The sequence below is a fragment of the Nonomuraea insulae genome (genome assembly GCF_042656245.1).
Genome location: NZ_JBHSPA010000023.1, coordinates 125,413 through 140,698 on the forward strand (window position 1 = coordinate 125,413; position 15,286 = coordinate 140,698).

The following is a 15,286-nucleotide window of genomic DNA, read 5'->3' on the forward strand; positions in this document are numbered from 1 at the left end:
GCGTGAGCGGTGAAACCTCCCACATCGGGCGCTACAGGCTACTTAGCGTGCTGGGGCGGGGCGGGATGGGCACGGTCCATCTCGCCGAGGACGCCACTGGGCAACGGGTCGCGGTAAAAGTGATCAACCCCGAGCTCAGCCAGCACGAGCAGTTCCGCATGCGATTTCGCAGGGAGGCAGACGCCGCACAACGAGTACGCAGGTTCTGTACGGCCGCCGTGATCGAGGCCGCCCTCCAGGGCGACCAGCTCTACGTCGTCACCGAATACGTGCCAGGGCCCAACCTCGACGAGGCCGTACGCCAGTCCGGGCCCCTGCGCGGCTCCAGCCTCGACGCGCTGGCCGTCAGCGTGGCCACCGCGCTCACCGCCATCCACGGCGCCGGCGTCGTGCACAGGGACCTCAAGCCGTCGAACGTGCTCCTGTCCCCCGTCGGTCCCCGGGTGATCGACTTCGGCATCGCGCGGGCGCTCGACACGCTCGGCGGCGTCACGGGCACCGGCGAGATCGTCGGCACGCCCCGGTACATGGCCCCCGAGGTGCTGCGCGGCGATCCGGTCTCGCCGGCCTGCGACGTGTTCTCGTGGGGCTGCCTGGTGGCGTTCGCGGCCAGCGGACGGGCGCCGTTCGCCGGGGAGACGCTGCCGGCCATCGTTTACCAGGTGCTCAACACCGAGCCCGACCTCAACGTCGTCGAACCCGGTCTGCGCGAGCTGGTCGCCGCGGCGCTGCGCAAGGACCCGGCCGCGCGGCCCACCGCGCAGCAGCTGCTCGACCAGCTCGTGGGGCGGGCGGCGGTGCCCGAGCACACGGCGCGGACCGTACAGGCGGCCTGGCAGCAGTCCACGGCCTCCTACACGCTCGCCCCCGCGGCGAGGAAGCCGCATCGGGGCAGGCTGTACGCGGGGCTCGCGGCCGCCGCGGCGGTCGTCCTCGCGGCGAGCGTGGGCGCCTGGGCGCTGTTCTCGCCGAGCGGGCCGCCCGACGACCTCGGCGTGCTCTACCAGGAGGACTTCACGCAGACCTCCGGCGGCTGGAGCGGCACGTACGACCCCGACGGGCAGGGGAGCTACGGATACCGTACGGACGGGACATACGGGATCGACGTCGAGAAGGGGTATGAGGAGGAGTGGGCCAGGGCGCCCGCCCCCTTCCTGATGCACACACCGACGAACACGCCCGACCCGTCGGCCTCGCCCACGCCGATGTTGCCCTCGTCCGTGCTCATCGCCGCCACCGTCGCGGTCAAGAGGTCCATCGGCACCGGCGACTACGGCATCTACTGCCACAACTCCGAGGACGACAAGTCCTGGTACGAGTTCGCGCTCGACACGACGGGCAAGGCCAGGATCCGGCGCATCGTGGACGGGTCGGGCGGGACGATCGCCCAGCCCGTGCAGGTGGATGACCTGTCCGGCAAGACCGCGCGGGTGGTGGCGCTGTGCGAGCAGTCCGGGAAGACGGTGCGGCTGACGATGTGGGTGAACGGGCAGCGGGTGCACCAGGTGGATGATCCGAACGGGCTCGGCAGTGGGTCGCTCGGGTTGTTCGCGCGTGCGGCCAAGGATGGCAGGTCGGCGTTGAAGACGACGTGGGACGACTTCGAGCTGCGGGGCCAGAAGGATCCCTGACGGCCGGCCCCGGCGCTCCGACCTTTCGCACGACTCCGGCCGTTCGGACCACTCCGGCTGCTCATAGGACTCCGGCGCGGGCTGCGGCCAGGGCGGCGTCGGCGGCTCGGTCGGCGTCGCGGTCGGTCACCGGCTCGTGGGCGACGAACAGCCGGTAGTAGACGGGGGCGACCGCCACCCTGATCACCTCTCGTACGTCCACGACGTCGGGCAGCTCACCGCGGACGATCGCCCGGCGCACCACCTCGGCCGACTGCTCGTGCCTGGCCACGAAGAACTCGTGCAGTGCCCGGGCGGCGGCTGGATTCTGCATGGCGGCCGCCACGAACGCCGACGACACCGGACCCAGCTCGGGATCGTCGAAGCCGCCGCGGACGAGCTGGACGATTCCCCTCAGATCACCCTCGATCGAGCCCGTGTCGGGAATGGGCCACGGCTCATCCCTGGCCAGTTCGAGAGCGTCGGAGATGAGCCCTTCGACGTTGCCCCAGCGCCGGTAGACGGTCGTCTTGTGCACGCCTGACCGCTCGGCGACGTTCTCCACCGTCAGACCCGGATAGCCGCGTTCGAGCAGCTCCGCGAGCGTAGCCTGGCGTACGGCGTCACGGACCCGCGCGCTCCGCCCGCCGGGACGCTTGCCGGATTCCTTCGTTTCCAAAGTCTACTCCAGTTGCATTAACTCTCCCCGCATGACATCCTAACGCTACAACGGTTGCGATTGGAGTTCCATCTCGACCGGCATTCACACAGATGTTCATCGGGGGACAAGCACATGTTGACCATGATCGAAGAGGGAGCACCCTACGGCATCGCGACCGCACCGGACGGGGCCTTGTGGTTCACGCTCGTCCACCAAGGTCGCGTCGGCAGGGTCGTGCCCGGCGAAAAGCCCGTGATCCACCAGCTCGACCCGGCCGACGGGCTGCCCACGGTGATCACGCCTGGGCCTGACGGAGCCATGTGGTTCACCGAGTGGAAGGGCGGCCGGGTCGTCCGCATCACCGCCGACGGGCAGCGCACCGTCCATGAGACGAGCTCTCCGTACGGGATCGTCGCCGGGCCGGATGGGGCGATGTGGTTCACCCAGATGGAGACCGGGCGGATCGGGCGGATCGGGGCCGATGGGGTGGTGACCGAGTTCGAGGTGCCGGTGGAGGGCGGCATGCCGTCGTTCATCACGGCGGGGCCCGACGACGGCCTCTGGTTCACGCTCAACCAGGGCAACGCCATCGGGCGCATCTCGTTGTCGGGCGAGGTGAGCGTCCACCCCCTCCCCACGGAGGGCGCCGCGCCGGTGGGGATCACGCTGGGCCCCGACCAGGCCCTCTGGTTCGTGGAGATCGGCGCCGGTCAGATCGGCCGGATCGACGTCAAGGGAACGATCACCGAATACCCCCTTCCCGATCGGGCCGCGCGCCCCCACGCGATCACCACGGGCCCGGACGGCGCCCTCTGGTTCACGGAGTGGGCCGCCAACCGCCTCGGCCGCATCACCACCGACGGCGTCATCGACGAGCACCCGCTCCCTGCCCTGCCGAGCGACGAGGCAAAGGCCGAACCACACGGCCTGACCGTCGGACCTGACGGCGCCATCTGGGTAGCCCTGGAAGCAGGCGCCCTGGCCCGCATCGGCTGACCCCACAGACCGACCACGCTCGGTCGTCCGTGCTTTGCTGGCGTTTGCGGGTCCGGCTGAACCAGCGGATCCGGCTGAACCGGCTGAACCGGCTGAACCAGCGGGACCAGCGGGACCAGCGGGACCACATCATGCAGTCGGAGGTGCTGTCCGCGACAATGCGACCGGATCAACGTGAAGAAATCGCCGATGTCGAAGCGCTACGCGCCCGCCTCAGGCACGTCTACTGGATCGGTGGCGGCACCGGTGGGGGCAAGTCGACCATCGCCCGTCGCCTGGCGGCCCGGCACGGTCTACGCCTGTACGACACCGACGAGGTGATGTCGGATCACGCCCGCCGAAGCACCCGCGAGGACGCCCCGCACCTGAGCGAGTTCATGGCCATGGACATGGACGAGCGGTGGCTGAACCGATCTCCGGAGACCATGCTGGAGACCTTCCACTGGTACAGGGGCGAGGGCTTCGGTCTGATCGTTGAAGATCTCCTCCGTCTTCCGGCGCAACCCGGGGTGGTCGTCGAGGGGTTCCGGCTGCTGCCACATCTCGTGAGGCCCCTTCTCGCCACGCCCGGCCACGCCGTCTGGCTGCTGCCGACGCATGACTTCCGCCTGGCCGCGTTCGGCAGCCGGGGCTCGATGTGGAAGATCGCCGAGAAGACCAGCGATCCGGAGAGGGCACTGCGCAACCTGCTCGAACGCGACCAGATGTTCACCCAGCGTCTCCGCGACGACGTGCGGGAGCTCGAACTCGGTGCCATCGGGGTCGACACCACGATGACCGAGGACGACCTGGCCGAGAGGGTGACGACATTGCTCGGGCTCTGAACCAGGGCTCCCGCCGGTCCGCGCCTGGTGACCCACACCCGAACGATCGGCCCGCGCCTGGTGACCCACAGCCGAACCATCGACCCGCCTCCTGGGCGACCCGCACCCGAACCATCGACCCGCCTCCTGGGCGACCCACACCCGAACCATCGACCCGCGTCCGGTGACCTGCAGCCGAATGAAGTGGACGCGTGAAACTCCCGCCCCGGGTGGCATCGCCTGCCGGGACGGGGGTTGACTATGGGCATGCATGCCATCATCGTCTCCGCCCCAGGCGGCCCAGAGGTTCTCGAATACGTCGAGCGGCCCGATCCGGCACCCGGTGAGGGTGAGATCGTGGTCGATGTCGCCGCCAGCGGGGTCAACTTCATCGACATCTACCATCGCTCCGGCGCGTACCCGCTCAATCTGCCCACCCCGATCGGCTCCGAGGCCGCTGGGACAGTGTCGGCGGTCGGCGCGGGGGTGGAAGGCGTCGCCGTGGGTGACGTCGTCGCGTGGGCGAGCGTGCTCGGGAGCTACACCGAGAAGGCCGTGGTTCCGGCCGATCGGGTGGTGCCGGTGCCGGAGGCCGTGCCGGCCGAGGTGGCGGCGGCGGCGATGTTGCAGGGGATGACGGCGCACTACCTGACGCACTCCACGTACGAGGTCAAGCAGGGCGATCAGGCGCTCGTCCACGCGGGGGCGGGCGGCATGGGGCAACTGCTGATCCAGCTCGCCAAGCTCAGGGGCGCCAAGGTGTACAGCACGGTCTCCACCAGCGAGAAGGAGAAGCTGGCCCGGGAGGCGGGGGCCGACGAGGTGCTGCGCTACGAGGACTTCGCGCAGGCGCTGCGGGGCAAGATCGATGTGGTGTACGACGGCGTCGGCAAGGCCACCTTCGACGGCGGGCTGGAGGCGCTGCGCCCGCGCGGCCTCATGGCCCTGTACGGCGCCGCCAGCGGCCCGGTGCCTCCGATCGATCCCCAGACGCTCAACAAGCAGGGCTCGCTCTTCCTCACCAGGCCCACGCTCGTCCACTACGTCGCCGAGCGGAAGGAGTTGTTGCAGCGCGCCTCCGACCTGTTCGGCTGGATCGCCGCCGGTCAGCTCTCGATCAACGTCTCGCACCGCTACCCGCTGGCGGAGGCGCGGCAGGCCCACGAGGACCTGGCGGCCCGCCGTACGACAGGAAAGCTGCTCCTCATACCGTGACGTGCACGGACATCGCCGGATCGATCTGGTCGTTCGCCGCCGTGGTCGCGCTGCTCACGCTCACGCCCGGCCTCGACACGGCCCTTATCCTGCGTACGTCCCTGCTGGCCGGGCGCCGTCCGGCCTGGGGGGTGACGCTGGGCATCCAGCTCGGCACGCTGACCTGGGGTGTGCTCACCGCGGCGGGCCTGTCGGCGCTGCTGGCGGCCTCGGAACTGGCCTACGACGTGCTGCGGTGGGCCGGGGCGGCGTACCTGGTGTGGATGGGGTTGCGCATGGTCCTGGCCAGGAGCGCCCCGCAGGACCTTCCGGAGCGGCAGGAGGTGCGGTTCTGGAAGGGGTTCCGGCGCGGGCTGGTCACGAACCTGCTCAATCCCAAGGTGGGGGCGTTCTACGTGGCCATGTTGCCGCAGTTCATCCCCGTGGCGGCGCCGCATGCGGTCATGGGGCTGGCGCTGGCCGGGGTGCACGTGGTGGAGGGCCTGGTGTGGAGTGCGGTGCTGATCGGGGCCGCGTCGTTGATGAGCGGGGTGCTGCGCTCGGCGGCGGTGCGGCGGGTTCTCGATCGGCTGACCGGAGTGGTGATCGTCGGGTTCGGGGTGCGGCTCGCCGTCAGCGACTGAACCGACAACCATCCGGGTGGCGGCTCGCCGTCAGCGACTGAACCAACGACCGTCCGGGCTGCGGCTCGCCATCAGCAACTGAACGACAACCGTCCAGGGTGCGGCTCGCCGTCAGCGACTGAACCGGCGGCCCGCACCCGTGTACGGGCGTTCCGCGGGCTCAGCGTGGGAAGCCTTTGGGCCAGCCGAGCAGGCGGGCGCCCAGGACGGCCGTTTCCAGGGTGAAGCGCTGGGTCGGGTCGTCCGGGGAGAAGCCGGTCAGGCGGCGGATGCGTTCCAGCCGGTACGTGACCGCCCGCGCGCTCACCCCCAGCCGCCGGGCCGCGGCCGTCTGGTTGCCGTGTGAGGCGAAGATGGCCTCCAGCGTCTCCAGCAGCGGCTCGTGACCGCCCCTCGCCTCCAGGAGCGGGTTCAGCACACTGGTCACCAGGTCCTCGATGGCGCTCCTGTCGCGCAGCAGTACGGGAAAGACCAGCAGGTCGGCGGCCTTGACGACGTCGAGCGTGAGGCCGAGCCCGTCGGCCAGCTCCAGGGCCTGGGCCGCCTCCCGGTAGGAGGCCACCACTCCCCCTGGCCCCCGCTGGGCACGCCCCACCCCGACGCGCCAGCCGGACGGGAAGCGGGTGCGTACGTGATGGGTGAACTCCCCCACGGCGGCCGTCAGGGTGGCGGGGGCCACGCAGACCAGGAGGCTGTCTCGTACGGCCACCAGCACGTTGTGCGAGCCGAACCTGGCGATCAGGTCCCGCTCGATCCGGTCCTGGTCACCGTCGCGCAGGCCGCGGGCCACGGCGACCACGTACGACTCGGCCAGCCGGAGCCCGAAGTGCTCGGCCCGCTCCGCCAGCCGTTCGGCCCGTCCCTGGAGCAGGTCGTCCACGAACTCCCTGCGCGCGTTCTCCTCCTGGCGCAGGGCGGCGAGCTGCGCCTGTTCGTACCCCTCCATGAGCGCCGACACCGCCATGCGCAGCGCGGGCAGCACCGCGGGCAGGCCCTCGCCGGCGGCGAGGGCGGTGTCCACCAGGGATCGCAGCGGCACTCCCAGCTCGGCGGCCCTGGTCCCGGCGGCGCGGTAGGCGTCCAGTGACTCGCGGCTGAATAATCGGCCCGTCGCCGCGTGTTCGGCCAGCCGCTGCCGATGCCCGTCCAGCAGGTCGGCGGGCAGTTCGGAGATGGCCATCAGACTCCTACGTCACGCCTGTCGAAGGCGAGCAGCGCGGTGAGCGCGAGCACGGCCGTCGCCCCCGCCAGGACAAGATAGTCCCCGACCGGCAAACCCTCATAGATCGGCCTGCCCTCGGTGTAGTAGTGGAACGGCGAGACCCACTTCAGCCAGGCGATCGCCTCCATGGAACGTCCCACCGTGACGACCGCGTACCCGGCGACCACCCACACCCCCACCACGGCCGAGGCGACGAGCCTGCGCCCGGTGGCGGCTCCGACGGCCAGGGCCACGGTGCCGAAGAACAGCCCGAGCAGGAAGACGCCGGTGTGCCCCGCGAGGATCCGGCCGAACGGCACCCCGGCATCCATGACCGCGACCATCCCCGCGGTGACCAGCAGCGTCACGACGGAGAGCAGCAGCATGGAAAGGGCCAGCCCGGCGAACTTGTCGAGCACCAGCCGCCGCCGGTCCACCGGCAGCGTGACGACGAGTTCGAGCGTGCCGCTCTCTTCAGGCCCGGCCAGCGCCCGGTTGGCCATCAGCGTCGCGCACGCGACGAAGAGCATGGGGACGAAGAGCTGGTAGACGACCGACTGCAGGTAGCCGGCGCCGGAGGTCAGGTCGTCCAGACCGCCCATGAGGTCGCGCATCGGGCCGGGGAACTTGGCCAGCATCGCCGGCCCGTACACCTCCGGGTTCTCCTTCACGCTGCCGTAGATGAGCAGGTAGAACGCGATGAAGGCACTGATGCCGGTGGTCCACCAGATGAGCGACCGCCGGCTGTCACGCAGGCTTCTGGCGATCATCGGGACGCCTCCTCGTCGCTGTAGTACGTCAGGAAGATCTCCTCCAGGTCGGGCTCCGCGCTGACGAGGTGCACGACGGTGAACCGGGCCGCGGCCTTGATCAGCGCGTCCGGCCGGCCGTCGATCGTGCAGCGCACGCCGGCCCCCTCCACGCGCAGGTCGCGTACGCCGGGCAGCCCCTCGAACGCGGCGCGCGGCACGGGCGACTCGAAGTGCAGCTCGACCCGGCGCACCGCCTTCTCGCGCAGCACCGCGACGTTCTCCACGGCCACCAGGCGGCCGGCGCGGACGATGCCGACGCGGTCGGAGACGCTCTCCACCTCGGCCAGGACGTGCGAGGACATGAGGACCGTGCGCCCTGACGTGCGCACCTCGCGGACGAGCGCGAGGAACTCCTGCTGCACCAGCGGGTCCAGCCCCATGGTCGGTTCGTCCAGGATGACGAACTCCGGTTCGTGCATGAACGCCTGGATCAGCCCGATCTTCTGCTTGTTGCCCTTGGAGAGCTTGCGCATCGGCACCGACAGGTCGGCGTCGAAGCGGTCGGCCAGGGCCTCGACGCGGGACATGGGCACGCCGCCGCGTATCCGGCCCAGGAAGCGCAGGTAGTCGATGGCCCTGTCGCGGCTCTCCAGGACCAGGTCGCCTGGCAGGTAGCCGATTCTCGCGCGGACCGCGGGCTCGCGCGGACCGCCTCCGAGCACGCGTACCAAGCCGCGGGTGGGCCTGATCACGTCGAGCAGGAGCCGGATCGTCGTGGTCTTGCCCGCGCCGTTGGGACCGAGGTAGCCGAAGATCTCGCCCGGCTGAATGTCGAGCGTGAGATCCTCCAGCCCCCGGCGTTTGCCGTAGTACTTCGTCAGCCCTTCGGCCTGCACCACTGCTGTCATGGCCGCATCGTCCCGCCGGGCCGGCCCGCGCGTCACCGGGCGGTTTCGGCAGCTTGCTCCCCGCCTCGCTTCCGGATCCCGGCAAAGCGCAGGTCAAACATCATCCGAGGTGACACGGGTAGGGGGCGAAGGAAGTCTGAAGAACGGAGACGTGTCATGAGCCGCATCGCAGAATGGCTGAAGAAGGCCGAGAATCTGGCCAGAGGGCACTCCAAGCAGACCGACCAGGTGCTCGACCGTGCCGAGGAGTTCGTGAAGGAACGCACCGGGCACAAGTACGACGAACAGATCACCAAGGGCGTGGACTCCGTGCAACGCCGCTACGGCGGTGGGGGCCAGGAGCAGCAACAACAACAGCAGCAGCAGCCGCCGCCGCCCCAGACCCCGGAGGAGCAGGAGCGGCGCACACCGCCGCAGGGCTGAGGCTCAGAGGCGGGCGTCCTGGAGGACCTTGCCCGCGTCCCGCTCGAACGACGCCCTGGCCCCGAGCGTGAGCAGGCCGCCCACGACCATGGGGACCACCAGGATGTACATGCCGGTCAGCAGCGAGCCGAACTCGTCCGAGGCGATGCCGACGACCAGCGAGCCGAACGCGGCGCCGGCCGTGAGGAGCAGCTGCAGGACGGCGAAACCGAGCCCGCGCGAGGCGGCCGGCACCACGTCGGCCAGGCATGCCGTCATGTTCGGGATCGCGATCGACATCAGCGAGCAGGCGATCAGCACCAGGACCGTCAGCGCGCCGACCGACTCCGTGGACAGCGCGACGGCCAGCACCACGGAGCCGGCCGTGATGCCGCCGCCGCCCGCCAGCAGCCGGCCGCCCTTGCGGGTGCCGTGCCACTTCCTGCCCAGCCACGAGCCGACCAGGGTGCCGGTCAGCGTGCCCGCGATGGTGATCAGGCCGCTGAGCGACCCGGCCGCGCCCACGCCGACGCCGTAGCCGCGCACCATGAGCGTGGGCAGCCAGTAGAAGATGCCGGCCAGGCCGAGGCTGAGGAGGGCCAGGCCGACGCAGACGAAGATCAGCGTCGGGATGGCCACCACCTGGCGGAACTGCCGCCAGAACGGCGGCTTGACCTGGGCTTCCGTCGTGGCGGGCGGCGTCTCGCCGGCGGCCACCAGCCGGTCCAGCTCGCCGCGGCGCGGCTCGCGCAGGAACCAGACGAGCAGCGCCGTGAGCACGCCGGGCACGACCATGACGAGGAACGCCGTACGCCACCCGAACGCCTCCGCCAGCACCCCGCCGAGCAGGGTTCCGACGCCGCCCAGGTACGTGGTGACGCGCGTGAGCCCGTACGCCTTGGCGCGGCTGGTGGGCGGGTAGTAGTCGGCGAGCAGGCTGCCGGCGGCCGGGTTGTCGATGTTCTCGGCCGCCGCCAGGAGCACCCGCATCAGGTAGAAGAGCGCGAAGCCGGTGGCCAGGCCGGAGCCCAGGGTGGCGATGGCCCAGCAGAAGACGACGACCGCGATGATGCGCGTACGGCTGAAGCGGTCCGCCAGGTAGCCGGCGGGCAGCGCCACGAGGGCGGCGGCCAGGGCGGCGGCCGTCGGGATGGAGCCGGCCGCGGTGTCGCTGAATCCCCATTCCCGCTGGATGAGCGGGAGCACTCCGGACAGGAGGTTGTGCTCGATCCGGTCCACCAGTCCGACGATGAACAGCACCACCAGGGGTGCCCAGCCGAATGGCGCTCGAGACTGCGCGTCAATGGTGCCCGTACGTGGCGAACCGAACGTCCCGACCATGCCCACCCTTTCCGTAGGGGAATCTAGAATTACGTTCTAGGGGAATGTTCTAGCCACTGTGGCAGAAGTCACAGCGTTCGTAAATGGGTGGTTACAGCGAAATTTCCCGCTATTCCGCTCCGATACGGTGATCGCATGGTCAAGGGGGCACTACTCGTCGCGGGCACCACGTCGGACGCGGGCAAGAGCGTGGTCACGGCCGGGATCTGCCGCTGGCTGGCCCGCCGGGGCGTGCGGGTCGCGCCGTTCAAGGCCCAGAACATGTCGCTCAACTCGTACGTCACCGCCGACGGGGCCGAGATCGGCCGGGCCCAGGCCGTGCAGGCGCAGGCCGCCGGCCTCGAACCCGTCGCCGACATGAACCCGATCCTCCTCAAGCCGGGCAGCGACCGCCGCAGCCAGGTCGTGCTCATGGGCAGGCCGGTGGCGGACGTGGACGCCATGGAGTACGGGGCGCTGAAGGACCTGCTGCGCGCCACGGCGCTGGAGGCGCTCGGGCGGCTGCGGAAGCAGTACGACGTGGTGGTGTGCGAGGGGGCGGGCAGCCCGGCCGAGATCAACCTGCGTCGCGGGGACATCGCGAACATGGGCCTGGCCAGGGCGGCGAACCTGCCCGTGATCGTGGTCGGCGACATCGACAGGGGCGGGGTGTTCGCCGCCTTCTACGGCACGGTGGGCCTCCTCGACGATGCCGACCAATCCCACATTTCCGGATTTGTCGTGAACAAGTTCCGCGGTGCGAAGGAACTGCTGGAACCCGGCCTCGACCAGCTCCGACGGCTGACCGGGCGGGAGGTGTACGGGGTGCTCCCCTGGCTCGACGGGCTCTGGATGGACGTCGAGGACTCGCTCGACCTGGACAGCCGCCGGATCCCGGTACGCGGGCCGCACGGCAGGCAGACCCTGCGGGTGGCGGTCGTACGGCTGCCGCGCATCTCGAACTTCACCGACGTGGACGCGCTGGCCGCCGAGCCGGGGGTCGTGGTGCGTTTCGTGAGCGATCCGGCCGAACTCGACGACGCCGACCTGGTGGTGCTGCCCGGCTCCCGCGCCACGGTCACCGACCTCGCCTGGCTCCGCGAGCGCGGCCTGGCGGCGGCGATCCGTGCGCGGACGGGGCCCGTTCTCGGGATCTGCGGCGGGTTCCAGATGCTCGGGCGCGAGATCGTGGACGACGTCGAGTCGAGGGCCGGCCGGGTCGAGGGGCTCGAGATGTTGCCGGTACGGGTCACGTTCGGGCCGGACAAGCGGCTGGCCAGGCCCGAGGGGATGGCGTACGGGCAGGCGGTGCGGGCGTACGAGATCCACCACGGGGTGGCGTCGGTGGAAGGCGGCGAGCCCTTCCTGGACGGCTGCCGGGCCGGGAACGTCTGGGGCACCACCTGGCACGGGGCCCTGGAGAACGACGGCTTCCGCCGCGCCTTCCTGGCCGACGTGGCCACGCGGGCCGGGCGCGCCTTCGTCCCCGACCCCGCGACCGACTTCGCCAAGCTGCGGGAGGAACGGCTCGACGCGCTGGGAGACCTGGTGGAACAGCACATGGACACGGACGCGCTGCTCGGCCTCATCCGGCACGGCCCACCGCGCGGCCTGCCCACCCTGCCACCGGGAGCGCCGGCCGCCTAGGGGGTGCGGGCCAGGCGCTGGGCGCTGATCCAGGAGTCGATCTGCTCCCAGTGGTCGTACAACCAGCGAATCCGCTCCTCCCTGGCCGTGGGCACCTGGTCGGCGGGCACCCGCCACCACTTCGCGGTGATGTGAGCGCTCAGGGGCAGCTTGCGCCAGACATCCCCCATCGTGATCAGATCGTCGAGCCCCGTGTGCGCCACGAAGATGACATCGGCGGAAGGGCACGCCTCGATGGCCGCGATGGCCCCGTTCGGGCGGGGCGGGAGCAGGTGGTCCATGCCGCGCGCCCGCTTCGCCTCCTCGGCCAGCCCCTTCTCCTCCAGCCGCCTGATCGCCAGCCGCCGCCGGCGCGGGGTGAAGTTGCCGCCCTCGGGGAAGATCACCAGGGCGTCCTGGTCCTCCATCGTCGCGGAGAGGCGGCGGATCTCGTCGATGATGCGGGTCTGTCCGGACTTGCGGGGGACGAACGCGTTCGGCAGCCGGTTGATGACCACGTCGAGCGAGGGGTCGTACTGGAGGGCGGCCTTCATGACGATGCGCGGCCGCCGCTGGTAGCCGGCCAGGAGGTGATAGATCAGCAAGAAGGAGTCGCCTGGTCCCGCGTGCCGGGACAACACGATGATCGGGCGGGTCAGCCGGGCAGAACGTTCGTCCGCCGTCAGCTCCGGCTCCTCGATGTCCATGGTCAGCCGGAAGATCCGCACCGCGGCCGCGTACACCTTCTGCAGGAACCACCGGATCAGCCCGTAGTGCCGCTCCTGACGCCGGGCCCCGCCCGCCACCCACAACCACAGGCAGGCCATCAGCACGGCCGACTCCAGCGTCAGCCACACCACCCCGAACCAGACGAACCTGGCACCCCTGCGCTGCGGCGGAGGCAGCCGAAGAGACGCGGCGGCCGTGACGACGAGCCAGAACGGCAACGTCACCAGCATGAACACGGTCGCCACGATGACCAGAGGAGCCAGGACGAGTCTGCGGAAAATTCGTGGTGGAAGCACCGTGGCCTCCCTCGATGATGTGCTTTCATCCTGCCCTGTTCCGCAGGTAGCGGGAAGACGCCACGTACGCCCGCTCGATCGAGGCCGAGATCTGCGACACGTCGCGATAGCGCAGCGGGGAGACCGCCTCGGTCACCCCCGCGGGCAACACGTGCACCTCGACCCCCGGCGGCAGCGTGGCCAGGTCCTCGGCGAACCGGTGCCGCCTGGCGATCTCGAACGCCACCATGCCCACCTCCCAGAATCGCCTGGGCGGGGAGAGCGGCCGCTCGATCCTGCCGACGTGCAGCACGTAGACGCGCTTGGCCCCGAGCAGCACGGCCCGCCCGATCGGGATGCTGTGCACCAGCCCGCCGTCGTAGAAGTGCTCGCCGCCGATCACCACGGGCGGCAGCAGCCCCGGCACCGCGCACGAGGCCAGCACCGCCTCCACCAGCGGCCCGCCGGTGAACCAGTGGGCCGCCGCGCGCTCGACCGAGGCCGCCACGCACTGGAAGGGCACCTCCAGCTCCTCGATCCGCTCGACCCGCACGGTCTCGCTCAGAACGCCGCGCAACGGGCCGTTCGGGTGCAGGTGGGTGCGCGTCTTGGCCAGCGTGGACAGCCGGGTCACCCAGGAGCCGGCGAAGGCCGTGCGGACGATGTCGGACCGCCACAAGTCCGTCAGCCTGGCCACGGCCTCGGCGGGGGCGGCGGCGATGACCGCGCCGTTCAGCGCCCCGACGGAGGTGCCCACCACGAGATCGGGACGGATGCCGGCCTCGTCGAGCGCCCGCAACATGCCGACCTCGTGCGCGCCGAGCACACCGCCGCCTCCGAGCACGTACGCGGTCTCCACGCGACTCCTCCTTCGGGCGCCGGGCACGACCCGCCTGGACGCCTGAGCCGCGTCACCCGGCCCGTTCACGCCCGGATCTTACCCACCTCGTCCGCCCCCGCTCCCGGAACTCCTCACCTCGGGCAGGGTTTGCCCTCGTGGGCCGCCGCGGCGGCCGCGTCGATGATGGAATCGAGCTTGCCGCGGGTCTTCACCATGTCGCCGATCTTCGTGTCGATGCGGTTCCGCTCCGCCCGCAGCCGTTCGAGCAGTTCGGGCGTCACCTCGCCTGACACCACGCACGGCATCAGCGGCTCGATCGACCGGCTGGCCAGCCCCGCCGCGTAGAGCTGCTGGATCAGCCACACCCGCTCGACCGCGCTCTCCGAGTAGACCCGCTGCCCACTTTGACTGCGCTCCGAGCCGAGCAGGTGCTGCTCCTCGTAGTAACGCAGCGCCCGCACGCTCGCTCCCGTGCGGGCGGCGAGTTCGCCGATGCGCATGGTGATCCCCCTCACAATCCTTGCCTCTGACGTCAACGTCAGGTCTTAGCGTAGCCGCGAACGACGAACACCTGAGAACTGCCAGGAGGCAGCCATGCAGATTTCCGGCTCCGTAGCCCTCGTGACCGGCGCCAACCGCGGCATCGGCCGTCACTTCGTCCAGCAGTTGCTGGAGAGAGGCGCCAAGAAGGTGTACGCGACCGCCCGGAACCCCGAACTCGTCGACATCCCCGGCGTGGAGGCGTTGAAGCTGGACATCACCGACCCCGCGGCGGTGACGGCGGCGGCCGAGGCCGCCCAGGACGTCACCCTGCTGATCAACAACGCCGGCAGTGCCACGTACGCGAACCTCATCGATGCCGACCTGGACAAGATTCGCCTGGAGATGGACACCCACTACTACGGCACGCTCCGCATGGTGCGCGCGTTCGCCCCCATCCTCGGCGCGGGCGGCGGCGGCGCGATCGTGAACGTCCTGTCGGCGTTGTCGTGGTTCTCCTACGACGGGTCCAACGCCTACAGCGCGGCGAAGGCGGCCGAGTGGAGCCTCACCAACGGCGTCCGCCTGGAGCTCCGCGGCCAGGGCACCCTGGTCACCGGCGTGCACCTGGGCGCCGCGGCCACCGACATGCTCGCCAGGTCCGGGTACGAGGGCGACGCGATCGACCCCGCCGAGGTGTCCCGCGCCGCGCTCGACGGTGTGGAGGCGGGCCACATCGAGGTCGTCGTGGACGAGTGGAGCGCCAGGGTCAAGGCGTCTCTGGCGGGCGATCCGAGCCTGTTCTACGCCGCCTCTTGAGTCTCCAGTCAGGGGAGACGCGAGA

Annotated in this window: 16 protein-coding genes; 8 read left to right on the forward strand and 8 right to left on the reverse strand. The window is 70.5% G+C overall.

Annotated elements, in window-relative coordinates:
* Positions 1–2 precede the first annotated feature (2 nt).
* The gene (locus ACFPZ3_RS18200) at positions 3–1,631 is read left to right on the forward strand and encodes a serine/threonine-protein kinase (protein ID WP_379515313.1); all 1,629 of its coding nucleotides are present in this window, start codon (positions 3–5) and stop codon (positions 1,629–1,631) included.
* 61 nt (positions 1,632–1,692) lie between these two features.
* Here the strand turns inward: ACFPZ3_RS18200 and ACFPZ3_RS18205 are convergent, their stop codons facing one another.
* A complete protein-coding gene (locus ACFPZ3_RS18205; RefSeq protein WP_379515314.1) occupies positions 1,693–2,289 on the reverse strand; it encodes a TetR/AcrR family transcriptional regulator in 597 nt (198 codons plus the stop codon).
* A 123-nt stretch (positions 2,290–2,412) separates the two neighbouring features.
* Here ACFPZ3_RS18205 and ACFPZ3_RS18210 point away from each other — a divergent pair, with 123 nt between their 5' ends.
* The 4 genes from ACFPZ3_RS18210 (at position 2,413) to ACFPZ3_RS18225 (ending at position 5,908) form a co-directional block, all read left to right on the forward strand.
* Positions 2,413–3,267: a Vgb family protein gene (locus ACFPZ3_RS18210; protein ID WP_379515738.1), complete on the forward strand. Its 855-nt coding sequence runs from the start codon at positions 2,413–2,415 to the stop codon at positions 3,265–3,267.
* 44 nt (positions 3,268–3,311) lie between these two features.
* Positions 3,312–4,091: a shikimate kinase gene (locus ACFPZ3_RS18215; protein WP_379515315.1), complete on the forward strand. Its 780-nt coding sequence runs from the start codon at positions 3,312–3,314 to the stop codon at positions 4,089–4,091.
* A gap of 246 nt (positions 4,092–4,337) precedes the next feature.
* Positions 4,338–5,285, forward strand: a complete 948-nt coding sequence (locus ACFPZ3_RS18220) for a quinone oxidoreductase family protein (RefSeq protein ID WP_379515316.1) — start codon at positions 4,338–4,340, stop codon at positions 5,283–5,285.
* Complete coding sequence (locus ACFPZ3_RS18225; protein ID WP_379515317.1) at positions 5,282–5,908, forward strand: LysE family translocator; 627 nt, start codon at positions 5,282–5,284, stop codon at positions 5,906–5,908. Before ACFPZ3_RS18220 ends, ACFPZ3_RS18225 begins: the two co-directional genes overlap by 4 nt.
* 160 nt (positions 5,909–6,068) lie before the next feature.
* Here ACFPZ3_RS18225 and ACFPZ3_RS18230 read toward each other — a convergent pair whose 3' ends face one another.
* Genes ACFPZ3_RS18230 through ACFPZ3_RS18240 form a run of 3 tightly spaced genes read right to left on the reverse strand, consistent with a single transcriptional unit; the run spans position 6,069 to position 8,769 of the window.
* The gene (locus ACFPZ3_RS18230) at positions 6,069–7,088 is read right to left on the reverse strand and encodes a PucR family transcriptional regulator (RefSeq protein ID WP_379515318.1); all 1,020 of its coding nucleotides are present in this window, start codon (positions 7,086–7,088) and stop codon (positions 6,069–6,071) included.
* Positions 7,088–7,879, reverse strand: coding sequence for an ABC transporter permease (locus ACFPZ3_RS18235; protein WP_379515319.1), 792 nt, complete (start codon positions 7,877–7,879; stop codon positions 7,088–7,090). The genes ACFPZ3_RS18230 and ACFPZ3_RS18235 overlap by 1 nt, the downstream gene beginning before the upstream one ends.
* Positions 7,876–8,769, reverse strand: a complete 894-nt coding sequence (locus tag ACFPZ3_RS18240; RefSeq protein WP_379515320.1) for an ABC transporter ATP-binding protein — start codon at positions 8,767–8,769, stop codon at positions 7,876–7,878. Before ACFPZ3_RS18240 ends, ACFPZ3_RS18235 begins: the two co-directional genes overlap by 4 nt.
* A gap of 156 nt (positions 8,770–8,925) precedes the next feature.
* Here ACFPZ3_RS18240 and ACFPZ3_RS18245 point away from each other — a divergent pair, with 156 nt between their 5' ends.
* Positions 8,926–9,192, forward strand: coding sequence for an antitoxin (locus tag ACFPZ3_RS18245; protein ID WP_379515321.1), 267 nt, complete (start codon positions 8,926–8,928; stop codon positions 9,190–9,192).
* Positions 9,193–9,195: 3 nt separating this feature from the next.
* Here the strand turns inward: ACFPZ3_RS18245 and ACFPZ3_RS18250 are convergent, their stop codons facing one another.
* Entirely contained in the window at positions 9,196–10,512 is a 1,317-nt protein-coding gene (locus ACFPZ3_RS18250; protein WP_379515322.1) for an MFS transporter, read from the reverse strand.
* 135 nt (positions 10,513–10,647) lie between these two features.
* Here ACFPZ3_RS18250 and ACFPZ3_RS18255 point away from each other — a divergent pair, with 135 nt between their 5' ends.
* On the forward strand, positions 10,648–12,138 hold the full coding sequence (locus tag ACFPZ3_RS18255) for a cobyric acid synthase (RefSeq protein ID WP_379515323.1): 1,491 nt from the start codon (positions 10,648–10,650) through the stop codon (positions 12,136–12,138).
* On the opposite strand, the gene ACFPZ3_RS18260 is transcribed toward ACFPZ3_RS18255, so the two are convergent.
* The 3 genes from ACFPZ3_RS18260 to ACFPZ3_RS18270 all read right to left on the reverse strand — a co-directional run bounded on the left by ACFPZ3_RS18260 (position 12,135) and on the right by ACFPZ3_RS18270 (position 14,462).
* Entirely contained in the window at positions 12,135–13,142 is a 1,008-nt protein-coding gene (locus ACFPZ3_RS18260; protein ID WP_379515324.1) for a 1-acyl-sn-glycerol-3-phosphate acyltransferase, read from the reverse strand. The two genes, ACFPZ3_RS18255 and ACFPZ3_RS18260, sit on opposite strands and share 4 nt — an antisense overlap.
* A 25-nt stretch (positions 13,143–13,167) precedes the next feature.
* Positions 13,168–13,980 carry a patatin-like phospholipase family protein gene (locus tag ACFPZ3_RS18265; RefSeq protein ID WP_379515325.1) on the reverse strand — a complete coding sequence of 271 codons (813 nt, stop codon included), beginning with the start codon at positions 13,978–13,980 and terminating at the stop codon, positions 13,168–13,170.
* Positions 13,981–14,093: 113 nt separating this feature from the next.
* On the reverse strand, positions 14,094–14,462 hold the full coding sequence (locus ACFPZ3_RS18270) for a MerR family transcriptional regulator (RefSeq protein WP_379515326.1): 369 nt from the start codon (positions 14,460–14,462) through the stop codon (positions 14,094–14,096).
* Positions 14,463–14,556: 94 nt separating this feature from the next.
* Here ACFPZ3_RS18270 and ACFPZ3_RS18275 point away from each other — a divergent pair, with 94 nt between their 5' ends.
* Positions 14,557–15,261 (forward strand): SDR family oxidoreductase, encoded by a 705-nt coding sequence (locus tag ACFPZ3_RS18275; RefSeq protein WP_379515327.1) that lies wholly within the window; start codon positions 14,557–14,559, stop codon positions 15,259–15,261.
* Positions 15,262–15,286 lie beyond the last annotated feature (25 nt).

Bases quoted from the DNA above. Each gene is read 5' to 3' on its own strand.
- ACFPZ3_RS18235 (WP_379515319.1), bottom strand. From the start codon at position 7,879: ATGATCGCCAGAAGCCTGCGTGACAGCCGGCGGTCGCTCATCTGGTGG.
- ACFPZ3_RS18210 (WP_379515738.1), top strand. From the start codon at position 2,413: ATGATCGAAGAGGGAGCACCCTACGGCATCGCGACCGCACCGGACGGG.
- ACFPZ3_RS18245 (WP_379515321.1), top strand. From the start codon at position 8,926: ATGAGCCGCATCGCAGAATGGCTGAAGAAGGCCGAGAATCTGGCCAGA.
- ACFPZ3_RS18220 (WP_379515316.1), top strand. From the start codon at position 4,338: ATGCATGCCATCATCGTCTCCGCCCCAGGCGGCCCAGAGGTTCTCGAA.
- ACFPZ3_RS18270 (WP_379515326.1), bottom strand. From the start codon at position 14,462: ATGCGCATCGGCGAACTCGCCGCCCGCACGGGAGCGAGCGTGCGGGCG.
- ACFPZ3_RS18230 (WP_379515318.1), bottom strand. From the start codon at position 7,088: ATGGCCATCTCCGAACTGCCCGCCGACCTGCTGGACGGGCATCGGCAG.
- ACFPZ3_RS18275 (WP_379515327.1), top strand. From the start codon at position 14,557: ATGCAGATTTCCGGCTCCGTAGCCCTCGTGACCGGCGCCAACCGCGGC.
- ACFPZ3_RS18240 (WP_379515320.1), bottom strand. From the start codon at position 8,769: ATGACAGCAGTGGTGCAGGCCGAAGGGCTGACGAAGTACTACGGCAAA.
- ACFPZ3_RS18250 (WP_379515322.1), bottom strand. From the start codon at position 10,512: ATGGTCGGGACGTTCGGTTCGCCACGTACGGGCACCATTGACGCGCAG.
- ACFPZ3_RS18255 (WP_379515323.1), top strand. From the start codon at position 10,648: ATGGTCAAGGGGGCACTACTCGTCGCGGGCACCACGTCGGACGCGGGC.